The following is a 22515-nucleotide window of genomic DNA, read 5'->3' as shown; positions in this document are numbered from 1 at the left end:
TCCAGACGGACCGCCCTTCGTGGTTTCCGCGCGTGTCAGGTCGCGTCACCCACGAGGACGGCTGCGGCCTCTTCGGCAGCATCCGCCTCACGTGCATCGATGCGCGCGAGGGCTCGACGGCCGAGCAGGATCGTCAGCGTGGCGACCACGACGGATGCCGCGGCGAACAGGTACGGCACGGTCGCACCGTAGAGGTGCCACAGCAGGGCGGCGATCGGCGGCGCGGCCGCACCACCTAGGAAGCGCACGGCCGAGTACGACGATGAGGCGACCGCCCGCGGGAGATCGGTCGCCTCCATCACGGATTCCGTGAGGACGGTGTTCATGACGCCGAGCAGCAGGCCGCCGACGATGATGCACACGACCAGAGCCGTGGCATCCGCCACCAGGATGCCGGCCACGATCAGGTCGACCGCCAGCAGCGGCAGCGTCAGGAGCATCACGGTGCTGCGAGCCATGACGCGCAGGAGCAGGGGAGCCACCCAGACGCTCGTGATCGCAAGAGCCACGCCCCAGCCGAAGAAGGTGAATCCGATGCCCATCGCACCGAACCCGAGGGGGAAGGGTGAGAAGGCGAGCAGCACGAAGAACCCGATGTTGTAGAACAGTGCGGCGACGGCGAGCACGGCGAGCGCCGGGATGCGCAGCGCCTTGAAGGGCGCAGACAACGGCACGGGGACGGGCTTCTCCTTCGGACCACGCAGCAGCACCAGCACCGCCACGAAGCCGATGGCCATGAGCACGACCACGCCGAAGAACGGGCCGCGCCAGCTGATCTCGCCGAGCAGGCCCCCCAGCAGCGGTCCCACCGCGATCCCGAGTCCGAGGGCGGCCTCATAGAGCACGATGGCCGCACCGCTGCCCCCCGCTGCCGCGCCGACGATGGTGGCCAGCGCGGTGGAGATGAAAAGCGCGTTGCCCAGGCCCCAGCCCGCGCGGAAGCCGATGATCGCGTCGACGCTGCCGCTGAGCGAGCACAGCAGCGCGAAGACGACGATGAGGGCGAGGCCGGTGAGCAGCGTCGCTTTCGCGCCGATGCGGCTGGAGATCCAGCTGGTGATGAGCATCGCGAGACCGGTCACAAGCAGGTAGCTGGTAAAGAGCAGTTCCGTCTGCACGGGGCTCGCCTGCAGCGACTCGGCGATGGCGGGAAGGATCGGGTCGACCAGGCCGATGCCCATGAACGCGACGACGCACGCGAAGGCGACCGCCCACACCTGTGCGGGCTGCCGCCAGACCGAGCCGGTCGAGGACGCGTGCGCGCTCACCGGGCCGCTCCCGTCGTCTGCGCCTCGGCGGTGCGGGTGCGGTCGAGCTTGCGCGTGAGGATCTGTGCCGTGATGCGCAGCGCGCCCCATTCCTCTGCGTCCAGATCGTCGAAGTGGGGCGCGAGCGCGGCGGTGAGCTGCAGCAGCCAGGTGTGAAGCGCCTCCAGGCCGAGGGAGGTGACCTCGACCATCGTGGCCCGGGAATCGGCGGCATCCGCCTTCTTGGCCACCAGCCCGCTTTCCGCCATCTGGCCCACCAGCCTGGTCATGCCGGGCTGGGTCACGCGACTGAGCCGGGCGAGTTCGCCGATCCGGAGCGGGCCGTGGTCGCGCAGGATCGTGAGCGTGCGCCATTGGGCGGAGGGGGTTTCGTTCGTGGTCTCGAGCGCCGCGACGCGCGTGAGCGCGTGGGCGGCGACGATGAGCGTCTCGATGTCCTGATCGTGTGTCACCCCAAAAGTATACCGCCGATATATAACGAGGGCATGTAAAGCCACCGGATCGCGATTCGATAACGAGCGCGGAGGGGATGCGGCGCGGACTTGACCGGATGCCCTCGCGTTTCCTAGATTGCAATAACCTGAATCGGATTTCATGTTCATCCGATGCACCAACCTTCCAATGGGGAAAGGCACGTACATGCGGGTTACGAAGAAGTTGCTCCTGGGCTCGGTGGCCGTCGCGGCCGCACTCGCTCTCGCGGCCTGCGCGCCGTCGACGCAGACGCCGTCGGGCGGTTCGACCGAGGGCGGCGGTCCGTCCGAGGTGACGGTCGGGATCGTCACGAGCGAGTCGGGCCCCCTCGCCGGTTATGGGAAGCAGTACCTCGACGCGTTCAAGGCCGGCCTCGACTACGCCACCGACGGCACGGGTGAGATCGACGGGACGACGATCAACGTCGAGTACCGTGACGACGCCGGAGACCCCGACAAGGCGGTCACCGCGGTGAAGGAGCTCATCGGCGAGGGCGTGAACATCATCGCCGGCACCGCATCGTCGGGCGTGGCCCTCGCGGTCGCCGAGCAGGCCGAGCAGAACAAGGTCCTCTACATCTCGGGGCCGGCCGCCGCTGACGCGATCACGGGCATCAACGACTACACGTTCCGCTCGGGCCGTCAGAGCGCGCAGGACGTCGCCACCGCCGGAACGTTCCTCGATGACATCGAAGGCAAGACGGTGACGGTGTTCGCGCAGGACAACGCGTTCGGCCAAGGCAACGTCGCCGCCGTCGAGGCGATCCTCGGCGGCAAGGGCGCGACCGTGAACTCGGTCCTCGTGGCCGAGGATGCCACGGAGTTCACCCCCTTCGCCCAGCAGGTGCTGGCCGGCAACCCCGATCTGGTGTTCGTGGCGTGGGCCGGGGCCACCTCCGGCGCGATGTGGCAGGCGATGAGCCAGCAGGGCGTGCTAGACGAGATCCCGGTCGTGACCGGCCTCGGCGACGCGGCGACGTTCGGCGCCTACGGCGAGGCATCCGAGAAGATCAACTTCCTGAACCACTACTTCCCGGGCGCGCCCGACAACGACATCAACACCGCGATGGTCGAGGCGATCGAAGACGCCGGTGGCACCCCCGACTTGTTCAGCCCCGACGGGTTCAACGCGGCGATCATGATCGTCCACGCGATCAAAGAGGGCCGGGGCGACGTGGACGCCATGGTCGCCGCACTCGAGGGCTTCGAGTTCGACGGCCCGAAGGGCTCGATGACGGTCCGTGCGAGCGACCACGCCCTCATCCAGGAGATGTATCAGGCGAAGCTCGTCGCGAAGGACGGCACGTTCGTGCCCGAGCTCGTCGACACGGTCTCGGCCGACGACGTCGCGCCCGCCGAGGCGAAGTGACGCGAGGCATCCGGACGCAATGAACACCCCAGTCCCGTCTGCGCCCACGGCACAGACCTCCCGCCGCGGCTCGCCGCTGAAGATCGAGGGTCTCGGCCTGCAGATCGGCGGCGCGACGATCCTCAAGGATGTCGAGCTCGACGTCGCCGCCGGCTCTCTCGTGGGCGTCATCGGTCCGAACGGTGCCGGCAAGACCACGCTCTTCAACGTGATCTCGGGGCTCCTGAAGCCCACCGCGGGCCGCGTCGTCCTGGACGACCGCGACATCACGGCGGCGTCGGTGCCCGCCCGAGCGCGGGCGGGACTGGGGCGGACCTTCCAGACATCGAGCCTCTTCCCGAAGCTGTCGGTGCTCGAGAATGTGAGACTGGCCGCTCAGGTGTCGCTCGGCGGTTCCGGCTCGCTGCTGCATTTCCCCAGGAAGACGGATGCCGCAACCCTGCGCGCGTTCGAGAAGCTCGACATCGTCGGGCTCACGCACATGCGCGACGCGATGGCGGGTGACATCTCGCACGGCGACAAGCGCAAGCTCGAGATCGCCGTGCTGCTGGCGACCGAGGCGAGCATCGTGCTGTTGGACGAGCCGATGGCCGGTGTCGCCTCGGGCGACGTGGCCGGGCTCGTGGGCAACATCCGCGACATGCAGCGCGAAAAGGGATGCACGCTCCTCATGGTCGAGCACCACATCGATGTGCTGATGGGGCTGGTCGAGAAGGTCGCCGTGATGTACGCGGGGACGATCATCGCCTACGACACGCCGCAGCGGATCATGGAGAACCCCCTGGTGCAGAGTGCATACCTCGGTACGGGCTCGACCGGGACGGAGGCGGCATGAGCGGGAACGCCATCCTCACCGTGCGCGGCCTGCGCTGCTCGATCGGCGGGCAGCAGGTCGTCGAGGACGTCTCGTTCGACGTCCCGCCCACCGGCATCACCGCAGTGCTCGGCCGCAACGGCGTGGGCAAGACGTCCACGCTCCGCGGCATCCTGGGCCTGATCTCGCGCCGCGGCGAGGTGCGGCTGGCCGGCGAACGCGTCGACGGACTCAGCACCCACCGCATCGTGCGCCGCGGCGTCGGTTACGTGCCCGAGGATCGCGAGGTCTTCTCCAAGCTCACGGTCGCCGAGAATCTGGCGCTGGCCGAGCGGCAGAAGAATCCGCGGCGTGAGTTCGTCGCCGAGCTCTTCCCCGACCTCGTCGCGCGGCGCGATCAGCAGGCGGGCACGCTCTCGGGCGGCCAGCAGCAGATGGTGTCGGTCGCGCGGGCGCTCCTCAACGACAACCGGCTGCTGCTCGTGGACGAGCCGACGAAAGGTCTGGCGCCCAAGATCGTCACCGAGGTCGCCGATGCGCTGCAGGTTGCATCCAAGACGGTCCCCATCCTCCTCGTAGAGCAGAACCTCGAGGTCGTGCGCCGGCTCGCCGACGACGCGATCGTCATCGCCGGCGGACGCGTCGTGCATGTCGGCATGGCCCGCGACATCCTCGACGACGAAGACCTCACCCGTCGCCTCCTGGGCGTTCACGTGGAGCATGAAGACGCACGCGATGCACTGAGCGAGCGGAGCGAGCCGAAATGAGCACCCTGGTCCTCACCCTCATCACCGGCGTCGGTCTCGGCGCCCTCTACTTCCTCGTCGCGAGCGGCCTGAGCCTCATCTACGGGCTCATGCGTGTGCTCAACTTCGCGCACGGCGCCTTTCTGACGCTGAGCGCCTTCCTGGGATGGATGGTCGCGCAGGCGCTGGGCACCGACTCATGGGGATCGTTCCTCCTCTCGGTGCTCGTCGGCGCCGGCGTCGGAGCCGCATTCGCGACACTCACCGAGCTCGTGCTGATCCGGCCTCTCTACGAGAGGCACATCGAGCAGGTGCTCGTCACGGTCGGCCTGTCGTTCGCGGCCGTGGCGCTGTTCGAAGGCATCTGGGGCACGGATCCCATCCACATCTCCGGACCGGCATGGCTGAAGCAGACCACCGAAGTGCTGGGCGCTCGCATCCCGAACACGTATTGGGTGCTCATGATCGCCGCCGTGCTGGTGCTCGCCGCGCTCGTGCTGTTCCTGCAGAAGACCCGCTACGGCATGATCATCCGCGCGGGCGTCGAGAACCGGTCGATGGTCACCGCGCTCGGAATCGACGTGCGGCGTTCGTTCACGCTCGTCTTCGCGATCGGGGGCGCTGCCGCCGGCATCGGCGGCGTGCTGGCCATGCACTATTCCACCTTCGTATCGGCGCATCTCGGGCAGACGCTGCTCATCTTCGCGTTCATCGTGACCGTGGTCGGCGGTCTCGGTTCGCTCACGGGTGCGGCGGTCGCGTCGGTCCTGGTCGCGGTGCTTCAGCAGTTCGCCAACTCCTACCTCGGCGGCACGGGCGACTTCATCGTCGTGATCCTGTTGGCTCTGGTGCTGCTGGTGCGGCCCACCGGACTCCTCGGGAGGAAGGCATGACGCGCCGTTACATCCCCGCCGCCGTCGGCGCTGCGCTCGTCGTGTTCATGGCGGTGCTGCCGCTGCTGAACCTGTCGCTTCCCGGCATCCTTCCCACTCCCACCTATCTGCCGGGCACGCTGGCGTTGCTGTCGCTGTGCATGGTGTTCGCCGCGTTCGCGCTGTCGTACAACCTCCTGCTGGGCTCGGGCGGGATGCTGTCGTTCGGGCACGCCCTGTACTTCGGCGCCGGCGCCTATGGTCTGGGGATCGCGCTCGAGCACTTCGGCGTTCCGCTGTGGCCAGGGGTGTTCATCGCCCTCATCGGCGGCATGGTGATCGCGCTCGTGACCGGTGCGGTGTCGATGCGGGTCTCGGGCATCCCGTTCGCGATGGTCACGCTCGCGTTCGCGCAGGCGGGCTCCGTGCTGGTTCGGCGCAATTCGCAGATCACCGGTGGTGAGGAAGGGCTGAGCCTGAACACTCAGCAGGTGCCGGACTTCCTCGTCGGGGTGATCAACACCCGCAACCTCTATTGGTTCACCCTGGCCGTACTCGTGGTGGTGTACCTCGTCACGCTGTGGGTCGACACATCGCGGCTGGGGCACCTGGCGCGCGCCACACGCGAGAACGAGCAGCGCGTCCGGGTGCTGGGGCTCTCGCCCTACCGCGTACGGTTGACCGTCTTCGTCATCGCGGCGGTGCTGGCCAGCCTCGCCGGCGTCGCGTACATGCTGCTGCAGTCCGGCACCGTCCCGCGCTCCGTGTCGGCCGACCTCACCATCACCGTACTGGTCATGGTGGTACTGGGTGGCGTCGGCTTCCGCTGGGGTGCCATCGTTGGCGGTGTGCTCTACACGCTGCTCGACCAGCGGCTCACGGTGCTCGCCGGCTCCGATGCCATCGCCGGCCTGCCGGACGTGCTGCGCATCCCGCTGTCCGAACCGCTGTTCCTGTTCGGCGTGCTGTTCATCGTGGTCGTGATGTTCCTCCCGGGCGGTATCGCGGGCACCATCGAGGGGGCCGTCCGTCGTCGCCGCGGCGAGAAGACGCGCGGGGCGCTGCGCGGACTCGACGACGCCGAGGACGCCGCGGAGTCCGCTGAGACGGTCGAGGTGCGCGCGTGAGCTGGGTGGCCGAGCCCGATCTCGACGACGGTCCGCACACCATCGGCCGCTGGCTCATCGATCGCGCCGCTCGCTCTCCTCACCGCATCGCCATCGACGACCGAGGAGTCACCACCGACTATGGGACGCTGGCCGAACGCAGCATGCGCCTGGCGGACCGCCTGCGGGCGGGCGGCTATGGTCCGAGCGAGCGGATCGCGACCGTGTCGGGCAATTCCACCGATCACGTCGTGGCCTTCTTCGCGTGCGCCATCGCGGGGATCGCGTTCGTTCCGCTGTCGTGGCGGCTCACACCGCGCGAGCTCGCCGACGTGCTCCGCCGCTCGGACCCGGCATTGGTGCTGATCGAGGATGAGCACGCCGCGCTCGCCGGCGAGGCCTTGAGCATCGCGAGGACCGCGGCGGCAGTCGCCGTGCTCGGCACGACCGGTGTGGAGTCCGCGCCCCCGGCGCGCACGGCTCCACGTGATGGGGGAGGTGCCGAAGACGAGGGCTCGCAGACCGCGCGGCCCGCGCGGGAACGCGTGCACCGCCCGGTGCGCGACGACGACCCACTGCTGGTGATCTTCACCTCCGGCAGCGAAGCAGCCCCGAAGGGCGTCGTCCTCACGCACGCGAACTGCTTCTGGAACAACCTCGCCTTGGCGCAGGCGCTGCCGCTGCATGAGGACGATGTCGTCCTGGCGATGCTGCCGCAGTTCCACGTGGCGGCATGGAACTGCCAGCCGCTGCTGGCGTGGTGGGTGGGCGCGACGGTCGTCCTCGAGCGCTCGTTCCAGCCGGCGCGCATCCTGCAGCTCATCGCGGAGCGCGGTGTGACCGCGATGATGGGGGTGCCGACCCAGTACGCCCTGCTGGCGGAGGACCCGTCATGGAACGAAGGCAGCGGCTCGGTGTCGTCGCTGCGACTCGCGCTGGTGGGCGGTGCGACCATGCCCGAGGCGCTGCAGCAGAAGTGGGCCGCGCGCGGTGTCGCCCTCACCCAGGGCTACGGGCTCACCGAGGCGGGGCCCAATGTGCTCCATCTGCCTGCCGAGGAGGCTTCCGGCAGGCCCGGCGCCGTCGGGCGACCGTATCCGCACGTGTCGGTACGCGTGGTGGACCCGCAGTCGGAGCTCCCCCTCGAGGGCGAGGCCACCGGCGAGCTGTGGGTACGCGGTCCCAGCGTCTTCGCGGGCTACCTCGGTGATGACGCCGCCACCGGGCGCGCCATGCGCGGCGAGTGGCTGCGGACCGGGGACCTGGTGTCACGCGATGCGGCGGGCGTCTTCCGCGTGGTCGACCGGATCAAGGACATCTTCATCTCCGGCGGCGAGAACGTCGCGCCCGCCGAGGTCGAGTACGCACTCTGCCTGCATCCCCTCGTCGAGTCGGCGGCGGTCGTCGGGATTCCTGATGACGTGTGGGGGGAGCGCGGCGTGGCGTTCGTCGTGCGCGCGCCGGGAGCTGTCCTGTCTGAGGATGAGCTCCTCGCGCACGCTCGCCGCAACCTGGCGGCGTTCAAGATCCCGGTGCGCGTGGAGTTCGTCGACAGTCTTCCTCGTTCCACGATCGAGAAACTCGCCCGCTCCCGCCTGCGTGATCGGGCACGTCGCAGCGCGAGCGACGCGGGACGGGATCACCGGGCCGATGCGCGCCCCCAGGGAAGGGAGTCCTGATGAGCATGTCCGACGAGCTCGTCGAGAGCGATCTGGTGTCGTCGGCGACCGGCCGGCCTCTGACCAAGCGGGGTGAGGCGACGCGTCGCCGGCTGCTCGAGGCGGCGGAGGTCGTGTTCGCCGATCTGGGCTACCACGAGGCATCCATCGTCAAGATCACCGAACGGGCCGGCATCGGCCTCGGGACCTTCTACCTCTACTTCGACAGCAAGCAGTCGATCTTCGAGGCGCTCGTCCTCGATCTCAACCGCCGGGTACGGCATTCGATGTCGGAGTCCATGGCGGGCGCGACGTCGCGGTTGGAGGCAGAGCGGGCGGGCTTCCGCGGGTTCTTCCGCTTCACCGCCGAGCATCCCGCGCTGTACCGCGTCGTGCGTGAGGCGGAGTTCGTCTCGCCCGAGGTGCTGCGCACCCACTACACGCGCATCGTGGAGGGGTACGAGGCGGGCCTTCGTGCCGCGCAGGAGGCGGGCGACGTCGATCGCGCGCTGGATCCCGAGACGACCGCGTGGGCGCTCATGGGCATGGGAGAGCTGATCGGCATGCGGTTCCTGCTGTGGGAGCGCGACGCGGACGGCAAGCCGCCCGCTCAGCTGGACCCCACCGTGTTCGCGGGGATGACCAGGTTCATCGACAACGCGCTCGCGCCGCGGGCGGGGGAGGAACTGTGATGACCGAGCAGGATCTGTCCGCGAGGCGGGCGCTGGTCACGGGCGGTGCGAGCGGCATCGGCCTGGCCTGCGCCCGGGAGTTCGCCTCCCGGGGTGCGCATGTCATCATCGCCGACCTGAACGCGGATGCCGCGGAGGATGCCGCGACCGCCGTCGGAGGCGAGTCCTGGGCGGTCGATCTGTCCGACACCGCGGCGCTGGATGATCTGCACCTCGACATCGACATCCTCGTCAACAACGCCGGCATCCAGCGCGTCGCCCCCCTCCCGGAGTTCGATCCCGAGGCGTTCCGGCTGATCCTCCGGCTCATGCTGGAGTCGCCGTTCCTGCTGATCCGTGCGGCCCTTCCGGGGATGTACGAGCGCGGCTGGGGACGCGTGATCAACATCTCCAGCGCGCATGGGCTGCGGGCGAGCGTTTTCAAATCGGCGTACGTGGCCGCCAAGCACGGGCTCGAGGGGCTGTCGAAGGTGACCGCCCTGGAAGGCGCGCCGCACGGGGTCACGAGCAACTGCATCAACCCGGCCTACGTGCGCACGCCGCTGGTCGAGAAGCAGATCGCCGACCAGGCGAAGGTGCACGGCATCCCCGAGAGCGAGGTGGTGGAGAAGATCATGCTCACCGAGAGCGCCGTCAAGCGGCTCGTCGAAGCCGACGAGGTCGCCTCCCTCGCGGGGTGGCTGGTATCGGACAAGGCCGGCATGGTGACCGGTGCGTCCTACACGATCGACGGCGGATGGACGGCCCGGTGACCCGCCACGCGCCCACGCACGAGTACCGAGAGATCGATGTGCCGGTGCGCGGCGGGCTGCTGCGCGCCGCAGTCTGGGAGCCGGTCGGAGGCGACGGGCCTGCTGCACTCGACCGTGGGGTCCTGGCCGCGAGCCCCACCGTGCTGCTCGTGCACGGGGTGACCTCGTCCCACCTGGCCTGGCCGTTCGTCGTCGAGCGGCTCCCGGGTGTGCGCGTGATCGCGCCGGACCTGCGGGGTCGCGGCCGCAGCAACGGCGTCGAGGGGCCGTCGGGCATGGCGGCGCATGCCGACGACCTGGCAGCCGTGTTGGACGCGTCGGCTGCGGAGCGCGTCGTCGTGGTGGGTCATTCGATGGGCGGATTCGCGTCCGTCGTGCTCGCGGATCGCCACGCCGCCCGCGTCTCGCGGCTGTTGCTGGTCGACGGCGGGCTTCCGCTGGACGTGCCGGCCGGCCTCACCACCGACGAACTGGTCGCCGGCATCCTCGGACCCACTGCGGCACGGCTGTCGATGCGGTTCGCCGACGTGGGGGAGTACCTCGACTTCTGGCGCCGGCATCCCGCCTTCGCCGACGCGTGGACTCCCGAGCTCGAGCGGTACCTCGCGTACGATCTGGTGCCCGACGGGACGGGCGCGCTGCGGCCGGCGACGAGCTCCGCCACGCCGGCCGACGACACGGTCGACATGAACCCCGGTACCGCGCTGCCGGACGCGCTGGCCAGGCTCCGGCATCCGACCCGCCTCATCACCGTGCCCCGTGGTCTTCAAGATGAGCCGCCGGGGCTGTACGCGCCGGAGCACCTGGAACGCCTGCTCGCGGCCGACCCCGCTGTCCGGCACGAGCGCGTGGAGGGCTTCAACCACTACACGATCGTGATGTCGCCCGGCGGTGCCGAGGTGGTCGCCGCCGCGGCACGCGAGGAGCTTGCCGTCGCCGAGGTGTGAAAGCGATCCGAGGCGTTTCGTCTCGCTCGTTCGTCGCTGGCTCAGCGTCCGAAATCCCGGGCAGGTCCTCGCTCGCCGACCGACCGGAATGCCGGACTAACGGGAGGCGGCGATGCGCGTGGTCAGCTGATGGGCGTGCGCGAGGAGCGTGCGACCCAGCTCGGGCAGGCGGTCGGGTCCGAACCGGAACTGCACCCCGGTCAGGCTCAAGGCCCACTGCGGATGGCCCTCCCGCGTGAAGACCGCCGCCCCGAGGCCGTACGAGCCCTCCACGATGAGTCCAGGGTTGATCGCGTAGCCGCGTTCCTGCGTCTCGCGCAGCCGCACGCGCAGGCGCGCCTCGCTGTGCGAGATGCCCCACTCCTCACCCAGACCGCGGTGGCGCTCGAAGTACGCGTCCACATCGTGAGGCGGGAGGAATGCGAGGATGGCGAGCCCCGCCGAGGCCACGCCGAGCGGAAAACGCACGCCTTCCGACAGCACGAAGGACCGGATCGGGAAGCTGCCCTCCTCGCGGAGCAGGCACACGGTCTCGTCCCCGCGGCGCACCGAGAGGAAGGCGCTCTCCTCCGTCCGCACCGCGAGCGAACGCACGATGTCGCGCGCGATGGCCGTGATGTCGTAGCGGGATGCCGCGACGCTGCCCATCAGATACAGCTCAGGTCCCGGCATCCACCGTCCCGTGTGCTCGTCCTGGTCCACCAATCCCTCCTCACGGAGCGCCGTGAGCAGGCGGTGCGTCGTCGGGCGGGTGAGGTCGGCGCGCCGGGCGAGATCGGCCACCGGCATCCCGGCCTCGCCCCCTGCCGTCACGAGCCGCAGCAGGTGTGCCGCGCGCGCGATCGATTGCGCACCGGGAACCGTGCGCTTTCTGGAGGTGTCCACAATATGGACGGTACGGCGCGCCGTAGCCACATCGCAAGCATGCGCTCGGAGCACGGGCGGGATCCGCCGCAGGATGGTGCACGAACTCCTCAAGAAGGGCATGCCAAGCCCTCTCGGATGCCGCAGCCCCGCGGATTGCGGCCGCAGATGAGGAGTTCGTGCCTGACACGAAGGAGTGCACGTGATCGACAAGACCTGGAGCTCGGCGGCCGAGGCCGTCGCCGACATCCCCGACGGCGCGTCGCTGGCGGTGGGGGGATTCGGCCTGTCGGGCAACCCCATCGCGCTCATCGAGGCGCTGCTGGCGCAGGGGACGAGTGACCTCAGCATCGTGAGCAACAACTGCGGCGTGGATGACTGGGGACTGGGCGTTCTGCTCAACGCCAAGCGCATCCGCAAGATGACCTCGTCGTACGTGGGTGAGAACAAGGAGTTCGAGCGCCAGTTCCTCTCGGGCGAGCTCGAGCTCGAGCTCACGCCGCAGGGGACCCTTGCCGAGAAGCTGCGGGCGGGAGGATCGGGCATCGCCGCCTTCTACACGCAGACCGGTGTCGGAACGCAGGTCGCCGAGGGCGGGCTGCCCCGGCGCTACGCGGCCGACGGCAGCGTCGCCGTGGCCTCGCCCGTCAAAGACGTGCGCACCTTCGAGGTCGCCGGCACGCCGCGCGAGTACGTCCTGGAAGAGGCGATCGTCACGGACTTCGCGCTCGTCCACGCGCTGAAAGGCGACCGTCACGGCAACCTCGTCTTCAACAAGGCCGCGCGCAACTTCAACCCGCTCGCCGCGATGGCAGGGCGGGTCTGCATCGCCCAGGTCGAGGAACTGGTCGAGCCCGGGCAGCTCGATCCCGACAGCATCCACCTGCCCGGCATCTACGTGCACCGCATCGTGGAGGTCGGCACCGACATCGACAAGCGCATCGAACGGCGCACCGTCTCGCAGGGAGCGAACTGACATGGCACTGACCCGCAACGAGATGGCCGCGCGCGCAGCGCGGGAGCTGTACGACGGCGCTTACGTCAACCTCGGCATCGGGCTGCCCACGCTCGTGCCGAACTTCGTGCCCGACGGGGTCACGGTGGTGCTGCAGTCCGAGAACGGCATCCTGGGTGTGGGACCGTACCCGACCGAGGACAACGTCGACCCCGACCTCATCAACGCCGGCAAGGAGACGGTCACGACGCTGCCGGGCGCCGCGTTCTTCGACTCGGCGACGAGCTTCGGCATGATCCGCGGCGGCAAGATCGACGCGGCGATCCTCGGCGCCATGCAGGTGTCGGCCACCGGCGACCTCGCCAACTGGATGATCCCCGGCAAGATGGTGAAGGGCCCGGGCGGCGCGATGGACCTGGTGCACGGCGCCGCGAAGGTCATCGTGCTCATGGAGCACGTGGCCAAGGACGGCTCGGCCAAGATCGTGGACGAGTGCTCGCTCCCGCTCACCGGGCGGGGCGTCGTCGATCGCATCATCACGGACCTCGCGGTCATCGATGTGACGGATGCTGGACTCGTGCTGGTCGAGACGGCACCCGGCGTGACCGTGGACGAGGTCGTGGCGGCCACGGAGCCGCCGCTCCTCCTCGCGCCGGGCCTGACCGCGCCCTCGGACGACCTCACGGACCGAGTGGCCCTCGAGATGGAGGTGGAGGCATGAACCACGACGACATCGTCATCGTCGCCGCCGCGCGCACGCCACAGGGGCGGCTGAAGGGCCAGCTGGCTGCGCTGACCGCGGTGCAGCTCGGCAGCGCGGCGATCAAGGGCGCGCTCGAGAAGGGCGGCATCCCGGCCGACGCGGTCGACGCCGTCCTCGCGGGCCAGGTGCTGCCCGCCGGGGCCGGGCAGAATCCGGCGCGCCAGGCGGCCGTGGGCGCCGGCATTCCGTGGGACGTCCACTCCAGTTCGGTCAACAAGGTGTGCCTCTCGGGTCTCACGGCCGTCATCGACGGCGCTCGGATGATCGCGCTCGGTGACGCGAAGGTCGTCGTCGCGGCGGGCATGGAGTCGATGACGCGGGCTCCGCACCTGCTGATGGGCTCCCGCGACGGGTGGTCGTACGGCTCCATCGAGGTTCTCGATCACATGGCGTACGACGGGCTCACCGACGCGTATGACCGTGAGAGCATGGGCGCTTCGACCGAGCGTCACAACGAGCGGTTCGAGATCACCCGGGAGGTCCAGGATGCCGTGGCCGCGCGCTCGCACCAGCGCGCCGCGGCCGCGCAGGCCGACGGGGTCTTCGACGCCGAGATCGTGCCCGTGGAGATCCCGCAGCGCAAGGGCGACCCGGTCGTCGTGACGAGGGACGAGGGCGTTCGACCCGAGACCACCGTGGAGACGCTCGCCCGCCTGCGCCCCGCCTTCGCGCAGGGCGGATCCATCACCGCGGGCAATTCATCGCAGATCTCCGACGGTGCGTCGGCGGTCGTGCTGACGACGCGCTCCCATGCCGACGCCAACCGCTGGACGGTGCTGGCCGTCGTCGGCGCCTCCGGGCAGGTCGCCGGTCCCGACAACTCGCTGCACGCTCAGCCGGCACGGGCCATCGAGAAGGCCTGCCGCAAGCAGGGCATCACCCCCGCCGATCTGGATGTCGTCGAGATCAACGAAGCGTTCGGTGCCGTGGTGGCGCGGTCCCAGGCAGAGCTCGGCCTCGCCGACGACGTCGTCAATCCGCACGGTGGGGGAATCGCGATCGGGCACCCGATCGGAGCCTCCGGCAACCGTCTGGTCGTCCACGCGGTGCATGAGCTCGTCCGTCGCGGCGGCGGCACCGCGGCGGTCGCCCTGTGCGGCGGAGGCGGTCAGGGCGACGCACTCATCCTCACTCGCTGAGCCGAGCGCTCTCCTCGACGCAAGGGCAGGCCTCCTTCCGCACGGAGGCCTGTCCTTCGTTGCGGTGCGTCCGGTCAGCGCTCGAGCTGTCGCGCGATGCGCCGGCGACGCAGCTTGCTCTCGCGCCCGTGGACGGGGGAGTCCTTGTCCACCGTCGCGCCGTGCGAGGCCCGACGCACATCGACGATGGCGCCGATCGCGAGGGCCAGCGAGATGCCCCAGCTCAGCCAGGCCAGCGCCTGACGCCACGTGAAGGGCTCGTGCTCGCGCAGCCCCCGCAGGAGCGTCAGCCCGCCCGTGAAGGCGGTCAGGATGCCGGTGCCGAAGAGGTACTTGCGCATGGGCCCACGTTAGCGCGCGGGCCGCTCGCGCCGTCCCCCTTGACATGACAGGTCCTCGTCCGTCAAGGGCGCTCGGCCGGCGACCCCGCGCTGTTAGCCTGAGCGTGCCGAGTCCACGAACCGTCTGGAGGCCGCGTGACAGAGCCGCACCCACCCGCCGAACGCGATCGCACCGCCGAGCTCGTCGTCGTCGCGAACCGTCTGCCGGTCGACCGCATCGCCGACGGCGACGACGAGGGGGGATGGCGGCGCTCGCCCGGGGGACTGGTGACGGCTCTGGAGCCGGTGATGCGCCGTGCCGACGGGGCGTGGGTGGGCTGGCCGGGTCAGCCCGACATCGAGGTCGAGCCGTTCGAGTTCGAGGGAACCCACCTCGTGCCCGTCGCGCTCAGTGCCGACGAGGTCGAGAAGTACTACGAGGGCATGTCGAACGACACCTTCTGGCCGCTGTACCACGACGTCATCGCCGAGCCTCGCTACCGACGGGTCTGGTGGGACGCCTACGTGCGCGTGAACCGCCGGTTCGCCGAGGCGACCGCCGCCATCGCCGCTCCCGGCGGAACCGTCTGGGTGCAGGACTACCAGCTGCAGCTCGTGCCGCAGATGCTCCGCGACGCGCGGCCCGACCTCACGATCGGGTACTTCCACCACATTCCGTTCCCGGCATACGGCCTGTACTCCCAGCTCCCGTGGCGACGACAGGTCCTGGAGGGTCTGCTCGGCGCCGATGTCATCGGGTTCCAGCGGGTGGCGGATGCCGGCAACTTCGCGCGCGCCGTGCGGCGGCAGCTGCGCTACGAGACGAAGGCCAGCGGCATCACCGTGCCGAACCCCGACGGATCGACCCGGCGGGCGCTGGCGCGCGCCTTCCCCATCTCGATCGACGCCAGCTCGTACATCGAGCTCGCGCGGCGCCCCGACGTCAGGGCTCGAGCGCAGGAGATCCGCGAGAGCCTGGGGAATCCGAAGAAGATCCTGCTCGGCGTGGACCGCCTGGACTACACCAAGGGCATCCGTCACCGCATGAAGGCCTTCGGCGAACTCCTGGAGGACGGCCGCATCTCGGTGGAGGACGTCACTCTCGTGCAGGTCGCCAGCCCCAGCCGCGAACGGGTCGAGGCGTACATGCAGCTGCGCGACGAGATCGAGCTCACGGTGGGCCGCATCAACGGCGACTTCGACACCATGGACCACACCGCCATCCGGTACCTGCACCAGGCGTACCCACGCGAGGAGATGGTCGCGCTGTTCCTCGCCGCCGACGTCATGCTCGTGACCGCCCTCCGCGACGGGATGAACCTCGTCGCGAAGGAGTACGTCGCCTCGCGCATCGACAACCGTGGCGTGCTGGTGCTCAGCGAGTTCGCCGGTGCGGCCGACGAGCTGCCCAGCGCCATCCGGATCAACCCGCACGACATCGACGGCATGAAGGATGCGATCATGCGGGCGATCGACATGCCGGCCGCAGAGCAGGGCCGACGCATGCGAGCCCTGCGCAAGAAGGTGATCGAGGCCGACGTGGCGCGCTGGTCGCGCTCGTTCCTGGATGCCCTGGACGACGCCCGCCGCCAGCGCCACGGGGAAAGGGCGCAGGCGTGACCGACGACGCGGACGCCGCGATCGCGCGGCTCGCGGCATCCGATGCGCTGCTCGTCGCCCTCGACTTCGACGGCACCCTCTCACCGCTGCAGGACGACCCGATGGCGGCCCGCATGCTGCCGGCTGCGCGGGATGCCGTCGAGGCGCTCGTCGCCGCGCCCGCCACCGTCGTCGCGCTGGTGTCGGGGCGCAGCCTCGTGGACCTCCGCCTCATCGCCGAGCACGACGGCGACTCGCGCGTGTGGCTGGCTGGATCGCACGGCGCCGAGTATTGGGTTCCCGGCGAGGGCGTGATCCGCCACGGCGAGGATGAGGCGGATGCCGCGCTGCGTGACCAGCTGCGCGCACACGCCGAGCAGGCCACGGCGTCGCTGCACGGCGTGTGGATCGAACCGAAGACCTTCGGCTTCGGCGTGCACACCCGGCGGGCGACCCGCGAGGCCGCCGCGCAGGCGAACCGCCTCGTGGACGACATCGTCGCCGCCGAGGCGCCGCAATGGCGGCGGCGCACCGGGCACAACATCGTGGAGTACGCCTTCCGGCACGAGGGCAAGGACTCCGCCATCGCCGAGCTGCGGCAGCGCACGGGCGCGAGCGCGGTGCTCTTCGCCGGCGATGATGTCACGGACGAGGACGCGCTGGCGAGCCTCAGGTCCGCGGACGTGGGCATCCGCGTGGGCGACGGCCCGACCGCCGCGACGGTGCGCGTACCCGACATCGCGGCACTGGCGGCCCTGCTGAGCAGGCTCGCGACGGAGCGCTCGCACGCTCTCCGGTGAGCGTCGGCGCCGCCGTCACGCGGGCCGAGCGGGTGTTCCCGCGGGAATACACTGAGTCAATGGCCCAGCCCGATTCGACCGCTGACAACTCCATCGACATCAAGCCCCGCAGCCGTGTCGTCACCGACGGCATCGAAGCCACCACGTCGCGCGGAATGCTCCGCGCCGTCGGCATGGGCGACGAGGACTGGGACAAGCCTCAGATCGGCATCGCCTCGAGCTGGAACGAGATCACCCCCTGCAACCTGAGCCTCGACCGTCTCGCGCAGGGCGCGAAGGAGGGCGTGCACGCCGGCGGCGGCTACCCGCTGCAGTTCGGCACGATCTCCGTCTCGGACGGCATCTCGATGGGACACGAGGGGATGCACTTCTCGCTGGTCTCCCGAGAGGTCATCGCCGACTCCGTCGAGACCGTCATGATGGCCGAGCGCCTGGACGGCTCGGTGCTTCTCGCCGGGTGCGACAAGTCCATCCCCGGCATGCTGATGGCTTCCGCCCGTCTGGATTTGTCGAGCGTCTTCCTCTACGCCGGCTCGATCGCCCCCGGTTGGGTCAAGCTCTCGGACGGCACGGAGAAGGACGTCACGATCATCGACTCGTTCGAGGCGGTGGGCGCCTGCCTGGCCGGCAAGATGAGCGAGGCCGACCTCAAGCGCATCGAGTGTGCGATCGCGCCCGGTGAGGGTGCCTGCGGCGGCATGTACACCGCGAACACCATGGCATCGGTGGCGGAGGCTCTCGGGCTGAGCCTGCCAGGGTCCGCCGCGCCGCCCTCGGCCGACCGCCGCCGCGACTACTTCGCGCACCGTTCGGGTGAGGCTGTCGTCAACCTGCTGCGGCTGGGCATCACGACGCGAGACATCCTCACCAAGGAGGCGTTCGAGAACGCGATCGCCCTCGCCATGGCGCTCGGCGGTTCCACCAACGTCGTGCTGCACCTGCTCGCCATCGCGCGCGAGGCCGACGTCGACCTCAGCCTCCACGACTTCAACCGCATCGGCGACAAGGTGCCTCACGTGGCCGACATGAAGCCGTTCGGAAAGTACGTCATGAACGACGTCGACCGCCACGGCGGCATCCCCGTGATCATGAAGGCGATGCTCGACGAGGGCCTGCTCCACGGCGACGCGCTCACGGTCACCGGCAAGACCCTCGCGGAGAATCTCGCCGACCTCGACCCGGACCCGGTGGACGGCACGGTCATCCACACCTTCGACGACCCGATCCACGCGACCGGTGGCATCACGATCCTGCACGGCTCGATGGCACCCGAAGGGGCGGTCGTGAAGACCGCCGGCTTCGACGCGGCCGTCTTCGAAGGCCCCGCTCGCGTCTTCGAGCGCGAGCGCGCGGCGATGGATGCCCTCGAGGCCGGGCAGATCCAGAAGGGCGACGTCGTCGTCATCCGTTACGAGGGGCCCAAGGGCGGCCCCGGCATGCGCGAGATGCTGGCGATCACGGCCGCCATCAAGGGCGCGGGGCTCGGAAAAGATGTACTACTCTTGACGGACGGACGATTCTCAGGCGGCACAACCGGCCTGTGCATCGGCCACATAGCACCCGAAGCGGTGGACGCCGGTCCCATCGCCTTCGTGCGCGATGGTGATCTGATACGGGTCGATATCGCGGCTCGCACTCTCGACCTACTCGTCGACGAGGCCGAGCTGAGCTCCCGCCGCTCTGGCTGGGAGCCGCTTCCTCCGCGCTATACCCGTGGCGTCCTTGCCAAGTACTCCCGACTCGTGCGCTCCGCTGCGGAGGGCGCGACCACCGGTTGAGCCTGGCCTCCGGCATCCCTCCGACTGATTCCGAGGATCTCCTATGTCAACCGACACCGCTGCCGCGGCCATCCCGCGGCCACCAGCCCGCACCGCCTCGACGCCCGTGCTCACGGGCGCCGAAGCGGTCGTCCGTTCGCTCGACCTGCTCGGGGTGACCGATGTCTTCGGCCTCCCGGGCGGAGCGATCATGCCCGTCTACGACCCGCTCATGGACGACGAGTCCGTCCGCCACATCCTGGTGCGGCACGAGCAGGGTGCCGGCCACGCCGCAGAGGGCTTCGCCGCCGCGTCCGGCCGCGTGGGTGTGGCGATCGCCACCTCGGGCCCCGGCGCGACGAACCTCGTCACGGCGATCGCCGACGCGTACATGGACTCCGTGCCGATCGTCTGCATCACCGGCCAGGTCTTCTCGACCCTGATGGGGACGGATGCCTTCCAGGAGGCCGACATCGTGGGCATCACGATGCCGATCACCAAGCACTCGTTCCTGGTCAAGCGCGCCGAGGACATCCCCGGTGCGATCGCCGCGGCGTTCGAGATCGCCTCGACCGGTCGCCCCGGTCCGGTGCTCGTGGACATCACCAAGGACGCCCAGCAGGCGGAGGCGCCCTTCGTGTGGCCGCCCAGGATCGACCTGCCGGGATACCGGCCGGTGACCAAGGCACACGGCAAGCAGATCCAGGCGGCGGCGCAGCTGATCGCCGAGTCCAAGAAGCCCGTGCTGTACGTCGGTGGGGGAGTCGTGCGTGCCCGGGCCGCCGAGGAGCTGCGCACCCTGGCGGAGTCGACGGGTGCACCCGTCGTGACGACGCTCATGGCCCGCGGCGCGTTCCCCGACTCGCACACGCAGCACCTCGGCATGCCGGGCATGCACGGCACCGTCCCGGCGGTGCTGGCGCTGCAGGAGTCCGATCTCATCGTGGCCCTGGGCGCGCGCTTCGATGACCGCGTCACCGGCAAGGCGAGCCAGTTCGCTCCGCATGCCAAGGTGGTGCACGTCGACATCGACCCGGCCGAGATCTCGAAGATCCGCACCGCCGACGTGCCGATCGTGGGCGATCTGAAGGACGTGCTGGTCGACCTGGATGCGGCCTTCCGCGCGGTCACCGGCGGCACCGCCCCCGACATCTCGGAGTGGTGGTCGTTCCTGGACGGCCTGCGCGACGAGTTCCCGCTGGGCTACACCCCGACCACGGACGGGCTGCTCGCCCCGCAGCACGTGATCCAGCGGATCGGCGAGCTCACGGGTCCGGAAGGCATCTATGCCGCGGGCGTCGGCCAGCACCAGATGTGGGCCGCCCAGTTCATCAAGTACGAGCGTCCCAACGCATGGCTCAACTCCGGCGGCGCCGGCACCATGGGCTACGCCGTGCCCGCCGCGATGGGTGCCAAGGTCGCCGAACCCGACCGCGTGGTGTGGGCGATCGACGGTGACGGGTGCTTCCAGATGACCAATCAGGAGCTCGCGACCTGCGCCATCAACAACATCCCGATCAAGGTGGCGATCATCAACAACTCGTCGCTGGGCATGGTGCGTCAGTGGCAGACGCTCTTCTTCGACGGCCGCCACTCGAACACCGATTTGAACACCGGACACGGCACGGTGCGCATCCCCGACTTCGTCAAGCTCGCCGAGGCGTACGGCTGCCTCGCGCTGCGCGTGGAGAAGGCGGAGGACGTGGATGCCGCCATCAAGACGGCGCTCGAGACCAACGACCGCCCCGTGGTGATCGACTTCGTCGTGAGCGCCGACGCGATGGTGTGGCCGATGGTGCCGCAGGGCGTCAGCAACAGCTACGTGCAGTACGCGCGCGATCACTCGCCCGCCTTCGCAGAGCAGGAGGACTGAACGATGTCCAGTCACGTGCTGAGTCTTCTCGTGGAGGACAAGCCGGGCCTGCTGACCCGCGTCGCCGGGCTGTTCGCGCGTCGCGGCTTCAACATCGAGTCGCTCGCGGTGGGTGTGACCGAGGTTCCGGGGCTCTCGCGCATCACCGTCGTGGTCGATGTCGACGAGCTCCCGCTGGAGCAGGTCACGAAGCAGCTGAACAAGCTGATCAACGTCATCAAGATCGTCGAGCTCGACCCGGCGGCCTCGGTGCAGCGCGAGCACATGCTGATCAAGGTGCGTGCCGACAACCAGACGCGCTCGAACGTGCTCGAGGTGGTGAACCTCTTCCGCGCGCAGATCGTGGACTATGCGCCCGACGCGCTGGTGGTCGAGGTCACCGGCGACAAGGGCAAGGTCGAGGCCTTCCTGCGCGCGCTCGAGCCGTTCGGCATCAAGGAGCTCGCCCAGTCGGGCCTGGTCGCGATCGGCCGCGGCGGCAAGAGCATCACCGAACGCGTGCTGCGCGGCTGACATCCCCTTTCGCGTGCCGCTCACCGGTCGTTGAGCGAGCGAAGCGAGACGAAACGCAACGACCGGCAACACACAAGGAGAAACACGAAGATGGCTGAGATCTTCTATGACGCCGATGCCGACCTGAGCATCATCCAGGGCAAGAAGGTGGCGATCGTGGGCTACGGCTCGCAGGGCCACGCGCACGCCCAGAACCTTCGCGACTCGGGTGTCGAGGTCGTCATCGCGCTCAAGGAGGGCTCGAAGTCGACCGAGAAGGCACAGGACGAGGGCTTCGAGGTCAAGTCGGTGGCCGACGCCGCCGAATGGGCGGACCTCATCATGATCCTCGCCCCCGACCAGCACCAGCGCTCGATCTACAACGAGAGCATCAAGGACAAGCTGACTCCCGGCAAGACCCTCGCGTTCGCGCACGGCTTCAACATCCGCTTCGGCTACATCGAGGCGCCCGAGGGCGTCGACGTGATCCTCGTCGCCCCCAAGGCCCCCGGTCACACCGTGCGTCGCGAGTATGTCGCCGGGCGCGGCATCCCCGACATCATCGCGGTGGAGCGGGATGCCTCGGGCACGGCGTGGGCGACCGCGCTCTCGTACGCGAAGGCCATCGGCGGCACGCGCGCCGGCGTCATCAAGACGACCTTCACCGAGGAGACCGAGACCGACCTGTTCGGTGAGCAGGCCGTACTGTGCGGCGGCGTGTCGCAGCTCGTCCAGTACGGGTTCGAGACGCTCACCGAGGCGGGCTACCAGCCGCAGATCGCCTACTTCGAGGTGCTGCACGAGCTGAAGCTCATCGTCGACCTCATGTGGGAGGGCGGGATCGCCAAGCAGCGCTGGTCGGTCTCCGACACCGCCGAGTACGGCGACTACGTCTCGGGGCCCCGCGTCATCGATCCCCACGTCAAGGAGAACATGCAGGCCGTCCTCGCCGACATCCAGTCCGGCGCGTTCGCGAAGCGCTTCATCGACGACCAGGACAACGGCGCCAAGGAGTTCCACGAGCTCCGCGAGAAGGCCGCGCAGCACCCGATCGAGTCGGTCGGCAAGGACCTGCGCGCGCTGTTCGCCTGGAAGCAGCAGGACGAGGACTACGTGGAGGGAAGCGCGGCGCGCTGATCTGATCACCTCGCTCCAGAGTCATCGTGAGAGCCCGGCCCCTCGCGGGGTCGGGCTCTTCCGTTGCGCCGGCGCGGTCCCGCACGCCGTCAGACATCCGATGTCTATGCCAGGATGGA

Annotated in this window: 22 protein-coding genes; 18 read left to right on the top strand and 4 right to left on the bottom strand. The window is 69.4% G+C overall.

Going from position 1 to position 22515, the window contains the following annotated elements:
* Positions 1 to 35: 35 nt before the first annotated feature.
* Together C9992_RS03750 and C9992_RS03745 are read right to left on the bottom strand one after the other, a co-directional pair.
* Complete coding sequence (locus tag C9992_RS03750) at positions 36 to 1268, bottom strand: MFS transporter (RefSeq protein WP_106814211.1); 1233 nt, start codon at positions 1266 to 1268, stop codon at positions 36 to 38.
* The gene (locus tag C9992_RS03745) at positions 1265 to 1720 is read right to left on the bottom strand and encodes a MarR family winged helix-turn-helix transcriptional regulator (RefSeq protein ID WP_106814210.1); all 456 of its coding nucleotides are present in this window, start codon (positions 1718 to 1720) and stop codon (positions 1265 to 1267) included. The genes C9992_RS03750 and C9992_RS03745 overlap by 4 nt, the downstream gene beginning before the upstream one ends.
* A gap of 187 nt (positions 1721 to 1907) precedes the next feature.
* Between C9992_RS03745 and C9992_RS03740 the strand changes: the two genes are divergently transcribed.
* The 9 genes from C9992_RS03740 to C9992_RS03700 are packed head-to-tail and all read left to right on the top strand — an operon-like array spanning position 1908 to position 10697.
* Positions 1908 to 3110, top strand: a complete 1203-nt coding sequence (locus C9992_RS03740; protein WP_106814622.1) for a substrate-binding domain-containing protein — start codon at positions 1908 to 1910, stop codon at positions 3108 to 3110.
* A 19-nt stretch (positions 3111 to 3129) separates the two neighbouring features.
* Positions 3130 to 3945: an ABC transporter ATP-binding protein gene (locus tag C9992_RS03735; protein ID WP_106814209.1), complete on the top strand. Its 816-nt coding sequence runs from the start codon at positions 3130 to 3132 to the stop codon at positions 3943 to 3945.
* Positions 3942 to 4691, top strand: a complete 750-nt coding sequence (locus C9992_RS03730; protein ID WP_106814208.1) for an ABC transporter ATP-binding protein — start codon at positions 3942 to 3944, stop codon at positions 4689 to 4691. The genes C9992_RS03735 and C9992_RS03730 overlap by 4 nt, the downstream gene beginning before the upstream one ends.
* A complete protein-coding gene (locus C9992_RS03725; RefSeq protein ID WP_106814207.1) occupies positions 4688 to 5563 on the top strand; it encodes a branched-chain amino acid ABC transporter permease in 876 nt (291 codons plus the stop codon). The genes C9992_RS03730 and C9992_RS03725 overlap by 4 nt, the downstream gene beginning before the upstream one ends.
* A complete protein-coding gene (locus C9992_RS03720; protein WP_106814206.1) occupies positions 5560 to 6669 on the top strand; it encodes a branched-chain amino acid ABC transporter permease in 1110 nt (369 codons plus the stop codon). Before C9992_RS03725 ends, C9992_RS03720 begins: the two co-directional genes overlap by 4 nt.
* Positions 6666 to 8327, top strand: coding sequence for a class I adenylate-forming enzyme family protein (locus tag C9992_RS03715; protein ID WP_106814205.1), 1662 nt, complete (start codon positions 6666 to 6668; stop codon positions 8325 to 8327). Before C9992_RS03720 ends, C9992_RS03715 begins: the two co-directional genes overlap by 4 nt.
* Positions 8327 to 8998, top strand: coding sequence for a TetR/AcrR family transcriptional regulator (locus tag C9992_RS03710; protein WP_200826213.1), 672 nt, complete (start codon positions 8327 to 8329; stop codon positions 8996 to 8998). The genes C9992_RS03715 and C9992_RS03710 overlap by 1 nt, the downstream gene beginning before the upstream one ends.
* Complete coding sequence (locus C9992_RS03705; RefSeq protein ID WP_106814204.1) at positions 8998 to 9750, top strand: 3-hydroxybutyrate dehydrogenase; 753 nt, start codon at positions 8998 to 9000, stop codon at positions 9748 to 9750. Before C9992_RS03710 ends, C9992_RS03705 begins: the two co-directional genes overlap by 1 nt.
* On the top strand, positions 9747 to 10697 hold the full coding sequence (locus C9992_RS03700) for an alpha/beta hydrolase (protein ID WP_327316770.1): 951 nt from the start codon (positions 9747 to 9749) through the stop codon (positions 10695 to 10697). Before C9992_RS03705 ends, C9992_RS03700 begins: the two co-directional genes overlap by 4 nt.
* 96 nt (positions 10698 to 10793) lie before the next feature.
* On the opposite strand, the gene C9992_RS03695 is transcribed toward C9992_RS03700, so the two are convergent.
* Positions 10794 to 11582, bottom strand: a complete 789-nt coding sequence (locus tag C9992_RS03695) for an IclR family transcriptional regulator (RefSeq protein WP_106814202.1) — start codon at positions 11580 to 11582, stop codon at positions 10794 to 10796.
* Positions 11583 to 11763: 181 nt separating this feature from the next.
* Here C9992_RS03695 and C9992_RS03690 point away from each other — a divergent pair, with 181 nt between their 5' ends.
* The 3 genes from C9992_RS03690 to C9992_RS03680 are packed head-to-tail and all read left to right on the top strand — an operon-like array spanning position 11764 to position 14418.
* Complete coding sequence (locus C9992_RS03690) at positions 11764 to 12537, top strand: CoA transferase subunit A (RefSeq protein WP_106814201.1); 774 nt, start codon at positions 11764 to 11766, stop codon at positions 12535 to 12537.
* Position 12538: 1 nt separating this feature from the next.
* Positions 12539 to 13237: a CoA transferase subunit B gene (locus C9992_RS03685; RefSeq protein ID WP_106814200.1), complete on the top strand. Its 699-nt coding sequence runs from the start codon at positions 12539 to 12541 to the stop codon at positions 13235 to 13237.
* Positions 13234 to 14418, top strand: coding sequence for an acetyl-CoA C-acetyltransferase (locus tag C9992_RS03680; protein ID WP_106814199.1), 1185 nt, complete (start codon positions 13234 to 13236; stop codon positions 14416 to 14418). Before C9992_RS03685 ends, C9992_RS03680 begins: the two co-directional genes overlap by 4 nt.
* Positions 14419 to 14492: 74 nt before the next feature.
* Here the strand turns inward: C9992_RS03680 and C9992_RS03675 are convergent, their stop codons facing one another.
* Complete coding sequence (locus C9992_RS03675; protein ID WP_106814198.1) at positions 14493 to 14759, bottom strand: hypothetical protein; 267 nt, start codon at positions 14757 to 14759, stop codon at positions 14493 to 14495.
* A 135-nt stretch (positions 14760 to 14894) separates the two neighbouring features.
* Here C9992_RS03675 and C9992_RS18175 point away from each other — a divergent pair, with 135 nt between their 5' ends.
* The 6 genes from C9992_RS18175 (at position 14895) to ilvC (ending at position 22396) form a co-directional block, all read left to right on the top strand.
* Complete coding sequence (locus C9992_RS18175; RefSeq protein ID WP_200826212.1) at positions 14895 to 16358, top strand: alpha,alpha-trehalose-phosphate synthase (UDP-forming); 1464 nt, start codon at positions 14895 to 14897, stop codon at positions 16356 to 16358.
* On the top strand, positions 16355 to 17137 hold the full coding sequence (gene otsB, locus C9992_RS18170) for a trehalose-phosphatase (protein WP_200826211.1): 783 nt from the start codon (positions 16355 to 16357) through the stop codon (positions 17135 to 17137). Before C9992_RS18175 ends, otsB begins: the two co-directional genes overlap by 4 nt.
* A gap of 59 nt (positions 17138 to 17196) precedes the next feature.
* Positions 17197 to 18915, top strand: a complete 1719-nt coding sequence (gene ilvD, locus C9992_RS03665; protein ID WP_106814197.1) for a dihydroxy-acid dehydratase — start codon at positions 17197 to 17199, stop codon at positions 18913 to 18915.
* Between the two features lie 43 nt (positions 18916 to 18958).
* Entirely contained in the window at positions 18959 to 20767 is a 1809-nt protein-coding gene (locus C9992_RS03660; RefSeq protein ID WP_106814196.1) for an acetolactate synthase large subunit, read from the top strand.
* 3 nt (positions 20768 to 20770) lie between these two features.
* Positions 20771 to 21280, top strand: coding sequence for an acetolactate synthase small subunit (gene ilvN, locus C9992_RS03655; RefSeq protein ID WP_106814195.1), 510 nt, complete (start codon positions 20771 to 20773; stop codon positions 21278 to 21280).
* A gap of 90 nt (positions 21281 to 21370) precedes the next feature.
* Positions 21371 to 22396: a ketol-acid reductoisomerase gene (gene ilvC / locus C9992_RS03650; protein WP_106814194.1), complete on the top strand. Its 1026-nt coding sequence runs from the start codon at positions 21371 to 21373 to the stop codon at positions 22394 to 22396.
* The last annotated feature ends 119 nt before the right edge of the window (positions 22397 to 22515 follow it).

Origin of the sequence: Microbacterium timonense (assembly GCF_900292075.1) — a bacterium.
Lineage (GTDB): Bacteria > Actinomycetota > Actinomycetes > Actinomycetales > Microbacteriaceae > Microbacterium > Microbacterium timonense.
The sequence above is the reverse complement of the archived record's forward strand: the minus strand, read 5'-3'. Positions and strand labels throughout refer to the sequence as shown.